Source organism: Pseudomonas sp. GW821-FHT07E12, from assembly GCF_058986605.1.
Genome location: NZ_JBYSVX010000024.1, coordinates 41438 through 57322, shown reverse-complemented (window position 1 = coordinate 57322; position 15885 = coordinate 41438). Strand labels below are relative to the sequence as shown.

Annotated in this window: 17 protein-coding genes; 10 read left to right on the top strand and 7 right to left on the bottom strand. The window is 66.0% G+C overall.

All coding sequences use genetic code 11. The features are described from left to right. Nucleotides 1-25: 25 nt before the first annotated feature. The 5 genes from AC3WJE_RS13835 to AC3WJE_RS13815 all read right to left on the bottom strand — a co-directional run bounded on the left by AC3WJE_RS13835 (nt 26) and on the right by AC3WJE_RS13815 (nt 4522). Nucleotides 26-1216: a lipoprotein N-acyltransferase Lnb domain-containing protein gene (locus AC3WJE_RS13835; RefSeq protein WP_493731391.1), complete on the bottom strand. Its 1191-nt coding sequence runs from the start codon at nt 1214-1216 to the stop codon at nt 26-28. Then, nucleotides 1213-2094 (bottom strand): CorC family transporter, encoded by an 882-nt coding sequence (locus tag AC3WJE_RS13830; protein ID WP_493731390.1) that lies wholly within the window; start codon nt 2092-2094, stop codon nt 1213-1215. Before AC3WJE_RS13830 ends, AC3WJE_RS13835 begins: the two co-directional genes overlap by 4 nt. Before the next feature lie 235 nt (nt 2095-2329). Then, on the bottom strand, nt 2330-2857 hold the full coding sequence (locus tag AC3WJE_RS13825) for a hypothetical protein (RefSeq protein ID WP_493731389.1): 528 nt from the start codon (nt 2855-2857) through the stop codon (nt 2330-2332). Nucleotides 2858-3053: 196 nt separating this feature from the next. Then, nucleotides 3054-3539 (bottom strand): rRNA maturation RNase YbeY, encoded by a 486-nt coding sequence (gene ybeY / locus AC3WJE_RS13820; protein WP_493731388.1) that lies wholly within the window; start codon nt 3537-3539, stop codon nt 3054-3056. Beyond that, nucleotides 3536-4522: a PhoH family protein gene (locus AC3WJE_RS13815; protein WP_493731387.1), complete on the bottom strand. Its 987-nt coding sequence runs from the start codon at nt 4520-4522 to the stop codon at nt 3536-3538. Before AC3WJE_RS13815 ends, ybeY begins: the two co-directional genes overlap by 4 nt. 142 nt (nt 4523-4664) lie before the next feature. On the opposite strand from AC3WJE_RS13815, the gene AC3WJE_RS13810 reads away from it, so the two are divergent. From AC3WJE_RS13810 to AC3WJE_RS13795, 4 genes are read left to right on the top strand one after another with little or no spacing between them, the layout of a single operon-like run. Beyond that, a complete protein-coding gene (locus tag AC3WJE_RS13810) occupies nt 4665-5360 on the top strand; it encodes a TetR/AcrR family transcriptional regulator (RefSeq protein WP_493731386.1) in 696 nt (231 codons plus the stop codon). A 13-nt stretch (nt 5361-5373) separates the two neighbouring features. Continuing rightward, nucleotides 5374-6354 (top strand): HlyD family secretion protein, encoded by a 981-nt coding sequence (locus AC3WJE_RS13805; RefSeq protein ID WP_493731385.1) that lies wholly within the window; start codon nt 5374-5376, stop codon nt 6352-6354. Further along, on the top strand, nt 6351-7301 hold the full coding sequence (locus AC3WJE_RS13800; protein ID WP_493731384.1) for an ABC transporter ATP-binding protein: 951 nt from the start codon (nt 6351-6353) through the stop codon (nt 7299-7301). Before AC3WJE_RS13805 ends, AC3WJE_RS13800 begins: the two co-directional genes overlap by 4 nt. Beyond that, nucleotides 7298-8389 carry an ABC transporter permease gene (locus tag AC3WJE_RS13795; protein ID WP_493731383.1) on the top strand — a complete coding sequence of 364 codons (1092 nt, stop codon included), beginning with the start codon at nt 7298-7300 and terminating at the stop codon, nt 8387-8389. Before AC3WJE_RS13800 ends, AC3WJE_RS13795 begins: the two co-directional genes overlap by 4 nt. Before the next feature lie 236 nt (nt 8390-8625). Here the strand turns inward: AC3WJE_RS13795 and miaB are convergent, their stop codons facing one another. After that, nucleotides 8626-9972 carry a tRNA (N6-isopentenyl adenosine(37)-C2)-methylthiotransferase MiaB gene (gene miaB / locus AC3WJE_RS13790; protein WP_493731403.1) on the bottom strand — a complete coding sequence of 449 codons (1347 nt, stop codon included), beginning with the start codon at nt 9970-9972 and terminating at the stop codon, nt 8626-8628. Between the two features lie 236 nt (nt 9973-10208). Between miaB and AC3WJE_RS13785 the strand changes: the two genes are divergently transcribed. The 6 genes from AC3WJE_RS13785 to AC3WJE_RS13760 all read left to right on the top strand — a co-directional run bounded on the left by AC3WJE_RS13785 (nt 10209) and on the right by AC3WJE_RS13760 (nt 15414). After that, on the top strand, nt 10209-11135 hold the full coding sequence (locus tag AC3WJE_RS13785; RefSeq protein WP_493731382.1) for a lytic transglycosylase domain-containing protein: 927 nt from the start codon (nt 10209-10211) through the stop codon (nt 11133-11135). Between the two features lie 268 nt (nt 11136-11403). Further along, entirely contained in the window at nt 11404-12033 is a 630-nt protein-coding gene (gene petA / locus AC3WJE_RS13780) for a ubiquinol-cytochrome c reductase iron-sulfur subunit (protein WP_493731381.1), read from the top strand. A 2-nt stretch (nt 12034-12035) separates the two neighbouring features. Further along, nucleotides 12036-13295 (top strand): cytochrome b, encoded by a 1260-nt coding sequence (locus tag AC3WJE_RS13775; protein ID WP_493731380.1) that lies wholly within the window; start codon nt 12036-12038, stop codon nt 13293-13295. Between the two features lie 58 nt (nt 13296-13353). Further along, the gene (locus tag AC3WJE_RS13770) at nt 13354-14085 is read left to right on the top strand and encodes a cytochrome c1 (RefSeq protein ID WP_493731379.1); all 732 of its coding nucleotides are present in this window, start codon (nt 13354-13356) and stop codon (nt 14083-14085) included. A gap of 182 nt (nt 14086-14267) precedes the next feature. Next, entirely contained in the window at nt 14268-14885 is a 618-nt protein-coding gene (locus AC3WJE_RS13765; protein WP_493731378.1) for a glutathione S-transferase N-terminal domain-containing protein, read from the top strand. 103 nt (nt 14886-14988) lie between these two features. After that, complete coding sequence (locus AC3WJE_RS13760) at nt 14989-15414, top strand: ClpXP protease specificity-enhancing factor (protein WP_493731377.1); 426 nt, start codon at nt 14989-14991, stop codon at nt 15412-15414. A gap of 69 nt (nt 15415-15483) precedes the next feature. Here AC3WJE_RS13760 and AC3WJE_RS13755 read toward each other — a convergent pair whose 3' ends face one another. Next, nucleotides 15484-15825: a DUF3301 domain-containing protein gene (locus AC3WJE_RS13755; protein WP_493731376.1), complete on the bottom strand. Its 342-nt coding sequence runs from the start codon at nt 15823-15825 to the stop codon at nt 15484-15486. Nucleotides 15826-15885 lie beyond the last annotated feature (60 nt).

The following is a 15885-nucleotide window of genomic DNA, read 5'->3' as shown; positions in this document are numbered from 1 at the left end:
GTCCCCATCGCGGCTGAAGCCGCTCCTACGGAGATTTGTGCGGACGGCTTAGGGCGAAGGCCAATGCGGCATGGATCGGCAGCAGCAGCATGATCCACTGCAGGTCGAACTGCGGCGGCAACGACAGCCAATGGATGATCAGCGCGAGCACGCTGGCCACGACCATCAGCCACGCCGTCACATCGAACCAGCGGCCGGGCGGTCGCTTCCGCAACAGCCCGAACGCGCCGACGATCAGCAGCAGGCACAGTGGATTGAGCAGCAGCAGGTTGCGGTTGGCCCAGGCCGACTGGTGCGCGGTGAAACCCCACAGATAGATCAGCAGGCCGCCGGCGATCGTGCACAGCAGCCAGAACGGGATCGCCAGCGCCGCCAGCAGGCGCGGACGCCGCGCGAGCGCCATCACCCCGGCCGCAACGATCAGACCGACCAGCAGCCACGGCCACCAGCGGCGTGCCTGCTCGGGCGGTTCCGGCGCGATCCGGTGCGGCAGCAGGTGTTGCGTGGACAGTACCAATGGCCGGCCTTCGCTGTTGTGCACTTCGGCCAGGCTGTCGGCCAGCCGCATGGGCACGAACGCTTCCTCCCAGCGCGACAACGGTTTGTCGGCATACGGCCCGAGCCCGAGGTCGAAGCCGATCCACATCCACGGGGCCGGCGAAGCCAGTCGCACCGCCTCGCTGCGGTAGGTGTTGCCACGCGAGCGCCCGGCCAGCTGTGACTTCAACGCACCGCCCATCGCCTGGTCCAGGCTGTCGCGCACCATCGTGGCGCAGTTGGCGGTGAAGTAGTCGTAGCGGTAGCGCGCGTTTTCCGGTTGGGCACGCACGGCCAGCGAGTCGGCCAACGCGATCGCCTGCTGCGGTGGCAGATCCAGCCATTGGATGCTGACGCCGCGGCCGCCGTCGCGGTACTGCTGCATGTCATCGTCCAGCGGCAATGCAACCAGGTAGTACATCATCTCGCCGTCGACGAAGCGGCCGACGAAATCCGGCTCGCTGGGGTCGAAGTAGCCGAAGTTGTACGAGGTGGCCTGGCCGCTGATCGGATCGACCACGACGATGGCGTCGTGACCGAAGCGCTCGAAGAACACCTCGCCCGGCTGCATCGTCGCCACGCCGATGCGCGGCACGGCCTGCGCGAACGCCCAGGCCGGCACCAGGCAGGCCAACAGTGCGAGCAGGCGCAGCACTGCGATGGGAAACGTGCGGATCAAGCCTCGTCCTGCGGTTCGGGCGGCAGCACGGTGACGTGGAAGGCATGCACGCGGCGCGCGTCGGCCTTGGCCACGCGGAACGCGAAACGTCCCAATGTCAGTTCCTCGCCGGTCTCGGGCAGGTGGCCGATCGCGTCGGTCACCAGACCGCCGACGGTGTCGTAGTCGTCGTCCGGGAAATCCGCGCCGAAGCGTTCGTTGAAATCCTCGATCGGCGTCAGCGCATCCACCACGTACTGCCCGTCGGACTGCACCGCGATCAACGCGCTGTCGTCCTCGGCCTCGTCGTGCTCGTCGTCGATCTCGCCGACGATCTGCTCCAGCACGTCCTCGATGGTGACCAGACCGGCCACGCCGCCGTACTCATCCACCACGATCGCCATGTGGTTGCGCGAGAGGCGGAATTCCTTGAGCAGGACGTTGAGCTTCTTCGACTCCGGGATCAGCACCGCCGGGCGCAGCAGTTCGCGCACGTTGGCCGGGCCGTTGTCGGCGACCACACCGCGCAACAGGTCCTTGGCGAGCAGGATGCCGAGCACCTCGTCCTTGTTCTCGCCATGCACCGGGAAGCGCGAGTGGCCGGATTCGACCACGTCCTTCATCAGCTCGATGAAGCGTGACTCGACCGGCAGCGAGACCATCTGCGAGCGCGGCACCATCACATCGGCGACGGTCAGCTCGGAAACCGAGATCGCGCCTTCCATCATGCGTAGCGTGTCGGCAGCGATCAGGCCGTCGGCCTGGGCCGTGCGGAGCAGGGCGATCAGCTCGTCGCGGGTATGCGGCTCGCCCGAGAAGGCCGCGCTGAGGCGTTCCAGCCAGCTGCGGCGTCTTTCCAGGGGTTCGGGCGAGGAGGTACTACTGTCGTCTTCGGACATCTATGTGGGGAACGGAACCCGGCAGGCCAGGCGTTGGGCCAAGTCTAGCAGGAGCCGGGATTGGGGATTGGGGATTCGCAGGAGCCCACCTTCCGAAGGCAGTGGACCGATTTTGTGGGAGGGGCTTCAGCCCCGACAGAGAACCGGTAAAGCCCGTCGGGACTGAAGTCCCTCCCACAACAGCAGCCTCTCCGAGTCGGGCTCTTACGAATCCCCAATCCCCAATCCCGTTCTTTCAGGGCTGATCAAGGTCATAGGTACAGCCCGCCAGCGTCTTGCCCGGATGGCTGTGCACATCCGACACGCTCAGGATCACCGACTCGACCATCTTCTCGCCGGTGGCCGGGGTGACGATGTCGCGGCTGGCGACCTCGCGGCCGGCCATGAACTTCTCGGGGGTATCCACGCCGGTTTCCAGTTGCAGCTGTTTGGCCAGCGTGCGCGGATCGGGGCTGTCGAGCAGCGCCATGATCGTGCCGCCGGAGATCGTGATGTGGTTGCTGGAGGCACCGAACACGCTGATCGGTGCCGGCAGTTGGAACTCGGTCATGAACTGGTTGGTGCGCGGCAGTGTCTGCCAGCCGAGCGCCTTGACCGCGGCCGGGTCGTTCAGCAGCGGCACGATCGCATGCGCATAGGCGCCGATGTCCTGCCGGCATTCGATCAACGCGGGCAGGTCGGGCGTCGCGGGAGGCTCCGCGGCCGTTCCTTCGCCGACGATGAAGACCAGACCGAGGGTGATCGGAAGCAACAGACGGATCAAGGCAGGAATCTCTTGGGCGGATGGGCCGCGTCACGTTAGCGGTGGTGCGGACGGTGCGCCAGAGGGGGACACCACGCAGTGGGGAGTCCGCATGCTGTTGTGGGAGGGACTTTAGTCCCGACGGCCGCTACCGACAAAGCGTCGCGACTGTTGGCCCGAGGCCACCTGGAGTCCCTCCCACAGTCCAAACCGTGGCTCAACGCTCGCCGGCATAGGGATCGGAGACGCCCAGTTCGGCCAGGATCTCGCGTTCGAGCTGTTCCATCGCCTCGGCTTCCTTGTCGTCCTCGTGGTCCCAGCCGAGCAGGTGCAGGGTGCCGTGCACGGTGAGATGGGCGTAGTGCGCGGTGAGCGTCTTGCCCTGTTCGTGGGCTTCGCGCACCACCACCGGTGCGCAGATCACCAGATCGCCCAGCAGCGGGAACTTCATGCCCTTGAGCAAGCCCTCCGGAATCTCGGCCGGGAAGCTCAGCACGTTGGTGGCGTAATCCTTGCCACGGTAGTGATGGTTGAGCGCCTGGCCTTCCTTGCTGTCGACCAGGCGGATTGCCAGGTCGGCCTCACGGATGCGGCCCTTGAGCGCGGCCGCCACCCATTTGCGGAAGCTCACCGCCGCCGGCAATCCCGCGCGCGGCAGGGCGTAGCTGACGGCGACATCGAGACGTACTGGTCCGCGGGTCATGGCGAGGCTCCGGTCTGCGAATCCTGGTGATCGCGGCGGTCGTAGGCGCTGACGATGCGCGCGACCAGCGGGTGGCGTACCACGTCGCGCGATTCGAAGAAGGTGAAGCTGACGCCTTCCACATCGCGCAACACATCGACCGCATCGCGCAGGCCGGACTTGACGTGCTTGGGCAGGTCGATCTGGGTCAGGTCGCCGGTGACCGCCGCGGTCGAGCCGAAGCCCAGGCGGGTCAGGAACATCTTCATCTGCTCGATGGTGGTGTTCTGGGCTTCGTCCAGGATCACGTAGGCGTCGTTGAGCGTGCGGCCGCGCATGTAGGCCAGCGGCGCGATCTCGATGACGTTCTTCTCCAGCAGCTTGACCACCTTTTCCACGCCGAGCATTTCGTACAGCGCGTCGTAGAGCGGGCGCAGGTAGGGATCGACCTTCTGGCTCAGGTCGCCGGGCAGGAAGCCGAGCTTCTCGCCGGCTTCCACCGCCGGGCGCACCAGGATCAGCCGCTGCACCCGCGATTCGTTCAGCGCTTCGACCGCACTGGCGACGGCGAGGAAGGTCTTGCCGGTACCGGCCGGGCCGACGCCGAAGTTGATGTCGTGGGTGGCCATCTGGTGCAGGTACTTGGCCTGGTTGGCGCCGCGCCCACGGATGGTGCCGCGCTTGACCTTGATCGCCACGTCCTGCGGTGCGTATTCGCGCTGGGTCACGTGCTCGACATTGGCCTCGTTCAGGCGCAGATGGATCGCATGGCTGTCGAAGGTGGTGCCGGCAGCCTCGTCGTAGAGCGCGCGCAGCAGCTTTTCGGCGGCGACCGTTTCCACTTCCGGGCCGGTGATGCGGAACACGTTGCCGCGATTGGCGATTTCCACGCCGAGTTTGAGTTCGATCTGGCGCAGGTGCTCGTCGAACGGGCCGGCCAGGTTGGCCAGGCGCTCGGTATCGGCGGGATCGAGGGTGAAGTCGCGTTGCGCGGATGTACTCATCGGGTCGGACGCCGTCGCAAGGCGCGGCATCGAGATAAAGAAAGGAATGAAAAGGGTAGCGCGCATGCGATGCAGCGAACAGCTGGTGCGCCGGCTGCGCTTCGTCACCGGGTTTTAATTAAATGATGAGTTAAATATGGGCATGCCCAGGCGCAAGCCACCTTCCGACCCCGGTCGCCGCGAGGCTGCAGCCGGCGTTCGCCCCCGCCGTGGCCGCGGTCGTCCAGCCACGGCCACGGCGCAGGACCAGCGCGGGCGCCTGCTCGATGCCGCGCTGGCATGCTTCGTCGAGCGCGGCATCGCCGCCACATCGTTGCGCGACATCGCACAGCGGGCCGGTGTCACCCCGGCGCTGCTGCACTACTACTACGGCGACAAGGCGCAGTTGGTGGACGCGCTGGTGGAGACGTTCCTGTTGCCGGCGCTGGCTTCGCTGCGTGGGCGGCTGGATGCGGTCGGCGAAGACATCCGCGCGACCGTGCTGGCGCTGGTCGATGGCATGGTCGAGCTGGTGCGCATCCATCCGTGGTGGCCGCAGCTGTGGGTACGCGAGGTGCTCTGCGAGGGCGGTGCATTGCGCGACCTGCTGGTCAGCCGGGTGGCTCCGCAGGTCGCGCGGGTGGTGGCTGCGCGCTTCGCCGCCGCGCAGCGTCGCGGCGAACTCAACCCAAATCTGGACCCGCGCCTGCTGATGGCGTCATTGATCGGGCTGACGCTGTTTCCCGCGGCCGGTGCGCCGATCTGGCGCGCGATCTTCGAGGCCGACGAGCTGGGCATGGACGAGGTGCGGCGGCATGCGCTGGCACTGCTGGAAAGCGGTCTTTCACCTGCACGATGACGAGGAGATCCGCATGCTGACGAAGTTCCGATACCTGCTCGCCGCCATGGCATTCGGGTTAGCCATGACCGTCATGCTGACAGGTTGCAAGCGCGCGCAGCCGCAGGTGCTGGGCACGCTGGAATGGGACCGGATCACGCTGCCCGCGCCGGCGGCCGAGCGCATCGTCGCGATCGACGTGCTGGAGGGGCAGCAGGTGGCGGCGGGTACGCGCGTGCTGCAGCTTGAGGTGGATCGCACCCGCTCCCAACTGCAGGCATTGCAGGCGCAGGCCACCCAGAGCGCTCAAGCGTTGCGTGAGCTGGAAGTCGGCCCACGCCAGGAGCAGATCGCCCAGGCGCGGGCACAACTGGATGCCGCCAACGCCCAGGCGCGCGATGCCAGTGCGTACTACGCGCGGCTCGCACCGTTGGGTCAGCGCAAACTGGTCGCGGCAGCCGACGTGGATCGGGCCCGCGCCTCCGCGGAGGATGCGCAGGCACAGGTGCGCAATGCGCAGCAGGCGTTGCTGGAACTGCAGAATGGCAGCCGCATCGAGGACATCGCGCAGGGGCAGGCCGCATTGGAAGCCGCACGCGCCCAGGCACAGGTACAGGCGGTGAACCTGGACAAGCTCGATCTGATGACGCCGCGTGCCGGCCGCATCGACAGCCTGCCGTACAAGCTGGGCGATCAGGCGCCGGTCGGCAGCGCGCTGGCGATCATCCTGGTCGGGGATGCGCCGTATGCGCGGCTGTACGTGCCGGAGACGCTGCGCGCGGATGTGCATGTCGGCGACCGGGTCGAGGTGCGTGTGGACGGACGCGACATCACGCTGACCGGGCAGGTGCGCAAGGTGCGCAGCGAACCGGTATTCACGCCGTACTACGCGTTGGTCGGTGCCGATGCGGCGCGACTGAGCTACATCGCCGAAGTCACGCTCGGGCACGACGCCGCCGATCTGCCGGCCGGCATGCCGGTGCAGGCAACCTTCCACGGGGCCGTGCGGCCATGAGCGAGACGGGCGAGGGCGATGCGATCGTCGCGCAGGGTCTGACCAAGCGTTTCGATGCGCTGGTGGCGGTGGACCACGTCGAGCTGCGCGTGCCGCGGCGCGCGGTGTACGGCTTCCTCGGGCCGAACGGCTCGGGCAAGTCCACCACGATCCGCATGCTGTGCGGGCTGCTGACGCCGAGCGAAGGCCAGATCGATGTGCTCGGTCTGCGCATCCCCGAGCAGGCCGAACAACTGCTTTCCCGCATTGGCTACATGACCCAGAAGTTCTCGCTGTTCGACGACCTGACGGTGCGCGAGAACCTGGAGTTCATGGCCGCGGTGCAGAGCCTGCCGCGCCCGCGTGCCCGTAGCCGCATCGACACGTTGATCGAGCAATACCATTTCGGCGATCGCCAGAAGCAGCTTGCCGGCACGCTCAGCGGTGGCCAGAAGCAGCGCCTGGCATTGGCCGCCGCGGTGATCCACGAGCCGGAACTGCTGTTCCTCGACGAGCCGACCAGTGCGGTCGATCCCGAATCGCGGCGCGACTTCTGGGAAAAACTCTTTGACCTCGCCGATGCCGGCGCCACCTTGCTGGTGTCCACGCACTACATGGACGAGGCCGAGCGCTGCCATCGCCTGGCGATCCTGGATCGCGGTGTGCTGGTGGCCGATGGTGCGCCGGGCGAGCTGGCGGCGGCGCTGCGTGGTCGCAGCTACGTGGTCGAAGCTGCCGAGCCACGGCATGTGCAGCAGGTGTTGCATGGCGCCGCAGGCATCGTCAGCGTTGCGCAGATCGGCAACATGCTGCGTGTGCTGCTGGAGCCGGAGCATGCGCAGGATGCCATCGCACGATTGCTGGAACAGGCCGGGCTCCAGGCCAAGGTCGAAGCGGTCGAGCCCAATCTCGAGGATGTGTTCGTCTCGGCCACGCATGCACGTCCGCCGCGCGCGGAGGCGGCATGAAGCTGCGCCGGCTGCTGGCGGTGATGCAGAAGGAGATACGGCAGCTGCGCCGCGACCGGGTCACGCTGGCGATGATCCTCGGCATTCCGGTGATGCAACTGCTGCTGTTCGGTTACGCGATCAATACCAACCTGCGCGACCTGCGCGCCGGTATCGCCGATCAGGCCAACAGCACCGGCTCGCGCGAGCTGGTGATGGACGCGATCGCCAGCACCGTGGTGCGGCCTGCATTGGTCGCCGATACGCCGCAGCAACTGATGGAGGCGATGCGCCGCGGCGAGATCAGCCTCGGGCTGGTGGTGCCGCCGGACTTCGAACGGCGCCGCCAGGAGGGCCGGGCGGTGATGCAGGTGCTGGTGGATGGCAGCGACAACGCGGTGCAGAGCGCGGCGATACAGCTGGCGCAGATGCCGGTCGCCGGTTACGCCGGAACCGCCACCAGCGAGGAATCGCCGATCAGCGTGGTGGCGTTCTACAACCCGCAGCGGCGCTCGCAGGTCAACATAGTGCCGGGCCTGATCGGCGTGATCCTGACCATGACGATGGTGCTGTTCACCGCGGTCTCGCTGGTGCGCGAACGCGAGCGCGGCAACATGGAGCTGTTGATCGCCACGCCGCTGAGCAGCGGTGAGCTGATGGTGGGCAAGATCCTGCCGTACATGGTGATCGGCCTGTTCCAGGCCAGTGTGATCCTGGCGTTGGGCATGTGGCTGTTCCGCGTGCCGTTGGCCGGTTCGCTGCTGCAGATCTATGTCGCGTCGGTTCTGCTGATCGTCGCCAACCTGGCGTTGGGCCTGCTGATCTCCAGTCGCGCCAACTCTCAGTTCCAGGCGATGCAGATGGCTTTTTTCGTGTTCCTGCCTTCGATCCTGCTGTCGGGTTTCATGTTCCCGTTCTCGGGCATGCCGCAGCCGGCGCAGTGGCTGGCCGAGGTGCTGCCGCTGACCCATTTCCTGCGCCTGATCCGCGGTGTGATGCTGCGCGGGGCTTCGCTCTGGGAGCTGTGGCCGGACGTGCTGGCGCTGCTGGCCTTCATAGCGGTGATGATGACGCTGGCGATCGCACGCTTCCGCAAACGGTTGGATTGAGCGATTTCTCCACAGGTGCTGTGGAGTCGTGTTTCAGCAACCTGTGGATAACGATGGGCAGCCCTTGTCACGCAAGGTGCGTGGCCGGAATGGTGAAAAAATCACCGCTGTATGCAGCGACTGTCCACAGAGGATGTGGATCGAATACCGAAAAGCCTGTGGGTAACCGTGCGCAGCGCCCATGGCACAAGGCGTTGCGATGGCCTGGCGAAATAATCACCAGGCCATCGGATGGCTCAGGCTGTGTCGGCGTCTTCGCCCAGGTGCACGCGCCCGCGCAGCGAGTTGCTCAGTGCTTCGGTGATCAGCACGTCGACGAACTGCCCGACCAGACGCGGATGGCCGGGGAAGTTCACCGATCGCATGTTCTCGGTCTTGCCGGTCAGCTCGTTCGGGTTCTTCTTCGACGGCCCCTCGACCAGCACCATCTGCACCGTGCCGAGCATCCGTTGCGAGATCCCGGCCGAATGCGCGTTGATGTGCTTCTGCAGGCGCTCCAGGCGCGCGTGCTTGATCGCCTCGGGCGTGTCGTCCTCAAGATCGGCGGCCGGTGTGCCGGGGCGACGCGAATAGATGAAGGAGAAGCTCTGGTCGAAGCCGACATCCTCGATCAGCTTCATGGTCTTGTCGAAGTCGGCGTCGCTTTCGCCGGGGAAGCCGACGATGAAGTCCGAACTGATCGAGATGTCCGGCCGCACCGCGCGCAGCTTGCGGATCTTCGACTTGAACTCCAGCGCGGTGTAGCCGCGCTTCATCGCGCTGAGGATGCGGTCGCTGCCGGCCTGCACCGGCAGGTGCAGGTAGTTGGCCAGCTGTGGCACGTCGCGGTAAGCGTCCACGAGAGAGTCGGAGAACTCCAGCGGGTGCGAGGTGGTGAAGCGGATCCGGCCGATGCCCTCGATCTGCGCGATGGTGCGGATCAGCAGGCCCAGGTCGGCGATTTCGCCATCGCCCATCGGCCCGCGATAGGCGTTGACGTTCTGCCCGAGCAGGTTGATCTCGCGCACGCCCTGCGCGGCCAGTTGCGCGACCTCGACCAGCACGTCCTCGAACGGCCGGCTGACCTCGGTACCACGGGTGTAGGGCACCACGCAGAACGAGCAGTACTTCGAACAGCCTTCCATGATCGAGACGAACGCGCTCGGGCCATCGGCGCGAGGCTCGGGCAGACGGTCGAACTTCTCGATCTCCGGGAAGCTGATGTCCACCTGCGGCTTGTTCTGCTCGCGGCGGGCACGGATCAGCTCGGGCAGGCGGTGCAGCGTCTGCGGGCCGAACACCAGGTCCACGTACGGCGCACGCTTGACGATGGCTTCGCCTTCCTGCGAAGCGACGCAGCCGCCGACACCGATGATCACCTCGCGGCCGTTCTTCTTGAGTGCCTTCCAGCGGCCGAGCTGGCTGAACACCTTCTCCTGTGCCTTCTCGCGGATCGAGCAGGTGTTGACCAGCACGACGTCGGCTTCTTCCGGGTTGTCGGTCAGCTCCAGGCCCTCGGCCTGGGCGAGCACGTCGGCCATCTTGGCCGAGTCGTACTCGTTCATCTGGCACCCGTGGGTCTTGATGTAGAGCTTGCCGCGCACACCGCCAGCGATGGTCGGGCGCTGCCCCGGCAGGGGCACGAGTACGGGCGAATCCACGGCGACGGCCGTGGCGGAGATTTCAGGGGCGGGCGTCCCGGGCATGGCGCTTATTCCAGACGGGTGGCGGGCAGGGCGACCACCAGGGCGGCCGCGGCGAACCCGCTATTGTAGCGACAACAAATCCTTTGCGCGCCAAATGCTTGGCAATGCCCGGGGAAGCTGGGACACTCCGCGCCATGAAGGGGATGTTGGGGATACTGGGGCTGTTCATCGCCACGCTGTCGGCTGCGCCGGCCAGCGCCGGCACCCTGTACAAGTGCATCGGCAATGACGGTGTTCCCAGCTACGGCAGCAAGCGCGTCGACGGCGCTGCCTGCAGCGTGGTCGGCAACTTCACGCCGGACCGTCGCGCACCCGCCCGACAGGCGGTCGCCAAGCCCAAGCCTGCCTCAACCCAGGCCGTTGCCGAGCCGCCAGTCGCTTCAGTGAAGCCGATGGCGGCGCCGGTCGCCGCTTCGGTAGCTTCCACGTCGGTGGCGCCGACCCCGGCACCGGCAACGTCGCACGGATTGCCGCGCAAGCGGGTCAGCGGCCAGCTCTATTCCTACATGAAGGACGGGGTGCGCCACTACACCAGCGCCAGGCCGGCCCAGACCGCGAGCATCGAGGGGCTGCGCACGATCCACTACAGCTTCATCGAGACCTGCTACGCCTGCGCGGTCAATCCGGGCGTGAACTTCGGCAGCGTCCGGCTCAACACTGCCGCCTATCAGGGCGAGATCGCTGCGGCGGCGCGCGAGTTCGGGGTCGAAGAGGCGATCGTGCGGGCGATCATCCATGCCGAATCGGCCTACAACCCGCTGGCGCTGAGCCGGGCCGGCGCGCAGGGGCTGATGCAGCTGATGCCGGGCACGGCGCGACGTTTCGGCGTGGCCGATTCCTACGATGCCAGCCAGAACATCCGCGGCGGCGTGCAGTACCTGTCGTGGCTGCTCAAGCGCTTCAACGGCAACCTGACCCTGGCTGCGGCCGGATACAACGCCGGCGAGGGCGCGGTGGACAAGTACGGTGGCGTGCCGCCCTATGCCGAGACCCAGCGCTATGTGCAGCGCGTCGGCGTGCTGGCCGATCGCTACCGCGGCACGCTCGCGTCGGTCCAGTAGGGCGGAACTCGCTCCACTGGAGCTTTCCTCCGCAGGCCCCAGCGGAGCGAGCTCCGCTCCACGGTCTTATCGTGCAGTGCAACGCAGCCGGCGCGCCACGGCTCCGGTGGGGACGTGGTTGCGGTCCGGCCGGATTCTTTCGCGATCGTCCTCTGCCGCATTGTTTGTCTATTAAGGCTTCCGCTACACTCGGCGAGGATTCATTGCGGCGCGACCCCCCGCGAGCCGCTGGCAGCCTCAAGCTACCTAATACAAATCGGAGAGCCGGATGGCCAACGATGGGGTTCACGAGCCCGCTAACACGGGACGTCGTCGGTTTTTGACCGCGACAACCGCAGTGGTCGGCGCGGTGGGTGCAGGATTTCTGGCAGTACCTTTCATCAAGTCGTGGAATCCGAGTGCGCGTGCCAAGTTGGCCGGCGTGCCGGTGACCGCCGACATCAGTGCCTTGCAGGAAGGCCAGCGCATGATCCTCGAATGGCGCGGTCAGCCCATCTGGATCGTCAAGCGCTCCAAGGCCATGCTCGATGCGCTGCCGTCGCTGGACGGACGGTTGAAGGACCCCGAGTCCAAGGACAAGGACCAGCAGCCTGATTACGTGTTGAAGAACCCCGAGTACCGCTCGATCAAGCCGGAGGTCTCGGTGCTGGTCGGGTTGTGCACGCACCTGGGCTGTTCGCCGGACATGGTCGCCGAGATCCGCCCGGAGCCCTACGACCCGCAGTGGAAGGGCGGCTACTTCTGCCCCTGCCACAAGTCGCGCTTTGACATGTCCGGTCGCGTCTTCGATGGCGTACCGGCGCCGATCAACCTGAAGGTGCCCCCACACCACTACCAGGACGACAACACGATCGTGATCGGTGTGGATCCGTCCGGAAACAGCACGGGGGCTGCCTGAGCATGGCCAACATCCTTGTCCGCACCGCCAACGGCGTCTTCGACTGGGTCAATGCGCGCGCGCCGGGGCTGATGCCGGTCTACCGCAAGCACGTCAGCGAGTACTACGCGCCGAAGAACTTCAACTTCTGGTACTACTTCGGTTCGCTGGCGCTGGTGGTATTGGTCAACCAGATCGTCACCGGCATCTTCCTGACGATGCACTACAAGACCGACGCCACCGAGGCATTCGCGTCGATCGAGTACATCATGCGGGACGTGGAGTGGGGCTGGCTGATCCGCTACATGCACTCCACCGGCGCCTCGCTGTTCTTCATCGTGGTCTACCTGCACATGTTCCGCGGGTTGATCTACGGCAGCTACCAGAAGCCGCGCGAGCTGGTGTGGATCCTCGGCATGCTGATCTACCTGGTGCTGATGGCCGAAGCCTTCATGGGCTACGTGCTGCCCTGGGGGCAGATGTCGTTCTGGGGCGCCAAGGTGATCATCTCGCTGTTCGGCGCGATCCCGGTCATAGGCACCGGCCTGACCGAGTGGATCATGGGCGACTACCTGCCCTCGGATGCCACCCTCAACCGCTTCTTCGCCCTGCACGTGATCGCGCTGCCGCTGGTGCTGTTGCTGCTGGTGGTGCTGCATCTGGGCGCGCTGCATGAGGTCGGTTCCAACAACCCGGACGGCGTGGAGATCAAGAAAGGGCCGAAGGGCAATCGCTGGGACCCGAACAAGCCGGCCGATGGCATCCCGTTCCACCCGTACTACACGGTCAAGGATCTGGTCGGCGTCGGGTTCCTGCTGATCATCGCCGCCTTCATCATCTTCTTCGTGCCGGGTTTCGGCGGGCTGTTCCTGGAGCACGACAACTTCACCGAGGCCAACCGGCTGGTGACGCCCGAGCACATCAAACCGGTGTGGTACTACACGCCGTACTACGCGATGTTGCGGGTGGTGCCGAACAAGCTGGGCGGCGTGATGGTGATGTTCTCGGCGATCGCGATCCTGTTCCTGGTGCCTTGGCTGGACAAGGCCAAGGTCAAGTCGATCCGCTATCGCGGCTGGATTTCCAAGGTCGCGCTGGGCGTGCTGGCGGTTTGCTTCGTGTGGCTGGGCGTGATCGGTTCCGGCCCGGGCACCGACATCCATGAGACCTACGTCGGTCGCGTGCTGACTTTCCTGTATTTCGCCTTCTTCATCACCATGCCGGTGTGGACCCGGCTGGACAAGACCAAGCCGGTGCCTGAGCGGGTGACGACTCATGACTGACAAGCCGGGAATCGGGAATCGGGCATCGGGCATCGGAAACGACCGGTCCCGGCGTCTGTTGCGCCGTGCAATGGGGATCGTGGTCGGCTTGCTGATCCCGTTCGCCGCTGCGGCCGCCGAGGGCGGCGCGTTGCAGCAGGCCGGCAACGACCTGGGCGATCGTGCTTCGCTGCAGCGGGGTGCGCAGTCGTTCATGAACTACTGCTCCGGCTGCCACTCGCTGAAGTACCTGCGCTACTCGCGCTTGGCCTCGGACCTCGGGCTGAGCGAGGAAGAGGTGATGAACAGCCTCAACTTCACCGGCGGCAAGATCGGCGATCACATCGAGAACGCGATGCCGCACGATGCCTCGGCCAAGTGGTTCGGCAAGGCTCCGCCGGACCTGAGTCTGATTGCGCGGGTGCGTGGCACCGACTGGATCTACACCTACCTGAAGTCGTTCTACCTGGATTCCTCGCGGCCGCTGGGCTGGAACAACACGCTGTTCGCCAATGCTTCGATGCCCAACCCGCTGTGGGAGCTGCAGGGCCTGCAGCAGCCCGAATACGGGGCGGCCGACAAGACCACCGGCGACAAGCCGGTGGTGGCACTCAAACTGGCGCAGCCGGGGCGACAGAACCTGGTCGAGTTCGACCAGACCGTACGTGATATCAGCAATTTCCTGGAATACGCCGGCGAGCCGGCCGCGCTCAAGCGCCAGAGCATGGGCGTGTGGGTGATCCTGTTCCTGGCGCTGTTGACCTTCCTGGCCTATCTGGTCAAGAAGGAATACTGGAAGGATGTGCATTGAGCCGGCCATTGATTGGCCGGTTGCGGTGTGTGCAAGGGGAAGTCAGCCGTGCTATTGGCTTTTCCGGAGCGTAATTGCACACTCGGGTTCACCGTGGTGGACCGTTGGCAAGGGGCCGGCGGCGCCGATGCGGCCGGCGGATTCCGGTCGTTGGAGAGCCTTGAATGGCGACGAGTGTGCGTATGCGAAATACCCTGACCTTGTTTTCCTCCACCGATGACGTGCTGTGCCATCGGGTCCGGCTGGTGCTGGCGGCCAAGGGCGTCACCTACGATCTGGTGCCGGTCGACGCGCAGAATCCGCCGGAGGACCTGATTGACCTGAATCCCTACCACTCGGTGCCGACCCTGGTCGAGCGCGAGCTGGTGCTGTACGCCGCGTCGGTGGTCAGCGAGTACCTGGACGAGCGCTATCCGCATCCGCCGCTGATGCCGGTCGATCCGCTCTCGCGCGCACGGCTGCGGTTGGCGATGTTGCGCATCGAGCACGACTGGGTGCCGCAGGTGCAGGCGATCCAGCTTGGCAACAAGACCCAGGCCGAAGCCGGCCGCAAGCGCCTCAAGGAACTGCTCACCGCCTCGGTGCCGCTGTTCAAGGCCAGCAAGTTCTTCCTCAATCCCGAGATGAGCCTGGCTGACTGCGCGATGGCGCCGATCATCTGGCGCCTGCAGGCGCTGGACGTGCCGCTGCCGAAGGACGGCAAGGCGATCGAGGACTACGGCAACCGGATCTTCCGCAACCCGGGTTTCATCCGCAGCCTTACCGAGCAGGAAAAGAAGCTGCGCAATCTGCCGGCATGATCCATGCGCGCCTGTACCGGTGCGCACCGGTACCGGGCGCGGGCGAATCGTGTGAAGAGCCTCGCGCGTTAAACTGTCACGCATGAGCCAAGAAATTTCCCGCATGACCAGCCATCGCCCCTACCTGTTACGGGCGCTGGTGGAGTGGATCAACGACAACGGCATGACGCCGCACATCCTCGTCGACGCCGGCCTGCCGGGCGTGCAGGTCCCGCCGAGTTCGGTGCAGGACGGGCGCGTGGTGCTGAACATCGCCGAGCGCGCCGTCGTGCATCTGCACATGGACAACGATGGCGTGAGCTTCACCGCCCGCTTCGGTGGCGTGAGCCACGCGGTGCACGTGCCGATGGCCGCGGTGCTGGCGGTGTACGCGCGCGAGACCGGGCAGGGCATGGCGTTGCCGGACGATATCCCGGGCACGTCGAGCGAGCCGCCAGACGATGGTGCGCCGCCGCCCACCTCGCAGGGTTCTGGTCCCGAGGACGCACCGCCCCCAGGCAAGCGCCCGCATCTGCGGGTAGTGAAGTAACGGCACTCATGGCGCCGAGCCTGCTCGGCCGAGGCGTTACCGGTGAAGCCCAGCCGAGCAAGCTCGGCGCTACGAATTCTCGATATCGCGTCGCAATGGCGTCACCGTCGCCATCGACGGACCGGTGAACGCCACCAGTTCATCGCCGCGCAGCACCAACCGGCCGCTCTGGCGGTCGATGCCGTCGTGCGAGTAGTCGAAGCGGAAGGTCCGCTCGAATCCAAGCCAGCCGTTCGGCAGGCGACACACGCGCAGGCGCACCGCGTGCACGCTCTGGTCGAGCAACTGCACGTCGGCGGCGCGGCAGGCGTTGCGGCCGAGTATCTCGGCACGTTCGGCGGCGGCGCGTGAGGCGTTCCAGAACGCGAACACGGCGGCGCCGGCAATCATCAACAGAATCAGGTCGGGCATGCGTTCACTGTGCCAGTGGCCGCCGATGCCGGCAATCGCCCGAAATGACCAGGCTCAAGC

Excerpts from the sequence above, each read along its gene's own strand:
- AC3WJE_RS13785 (WP_493731382.1), top strand. The coding sequence starts at position 10,209 with ATGAAGGGGATGTTGGGGATACTGGGGCTGTTCATCGCCACGCTGTCG.
- AC3WJE_RS13755 (WP_493731376.1), bottom strand. The coding sequence starts at position 15,825 with ATGCCCGACCTGATTCTGTTGATGATTGCCGGCGCCGCCGTGTTCGCG.
- AC3WJE_RS13810 (WP_493731386.1), top strand. The coding sequence starts at position 4,665 with ATGCCCAGGCGCAAGCCACCTTCCGACCCCGGTCGCCGCGAGGCTGCA.
- AC3WJE_RS13795 (WP_493731383.1), top strand. The coding sequence starts at position 7,298 with ATGAAGCTGCGCCGGCTGCTGGCGGTGATGCAGAAGGAGATACGGCAG.
- AC3WJE_RS13805 (WP_493731385.1), top strand. The coding sequence starts at position 5,374 with ATGCTGACGAAGTTCCGATACCTGCTCGCCGCCATGGCATTCGGGTTA.
- AC3WJE_RS13760 (WP_493731377.1), top strand. The coding sequence starts at position 14,989 with ATGACCAGCCATCGCCCCTACCTGTTACGGGCGCTGGTGGAGTGGATC.
- AC3WJE_RS13775 (WP_493731380.1), top strand. The coding sequence starts at position 12,036 with ATGGCCAACATCCTTGTCCGCACCGCCAACGGCGTCTTCGACTGGGTC.
- AC3WJE_RS13800 (WP_493731384.1), top strand. The coding sequence starts at position 6,351 with ATGAGCGAGACGGGCGAGGGCGATGCGATCGTCGCGCAGGGTCTGACC.
- petA (WP_493731381.1), top strand. The coding sequence starts at position 11,404 with ATGGCCAACGATGGGGTTCACGAGCCCGCTAACACGGGACGTCGTCGG.
- ybeY (WP_493731388.1), bottom strand. The coding sequence starts at position 3,539 with ATGACCCGCGGACCAGTACGTCTCGATGTCGCCGTCAGCTACGCCCTG.
- AC3WJE_RS13830 (WP_493731390.1), bottom strand. The coding sequence starts at position 2,094 with ATGTCCGAAGACGACAGTAGTACCTCCTCGCCCGAACCCCTGGAAAGA.
- AC3WJE_RS13815 (WP_493731387.1), bottom strand. The coding sequence starts at position 4,522 with ATGAGTACATCCGCGCAACGCGACTTCACCCTCGATCCCGCCGATACC.
- AC3WJE_RS13765 (WP_493731378.1), top strand. The coding sequence starts at position 14,268 with ATGCGAAATACCCTGACCTTGTTTTCCTCCACCGATGACGTGCTGTGC.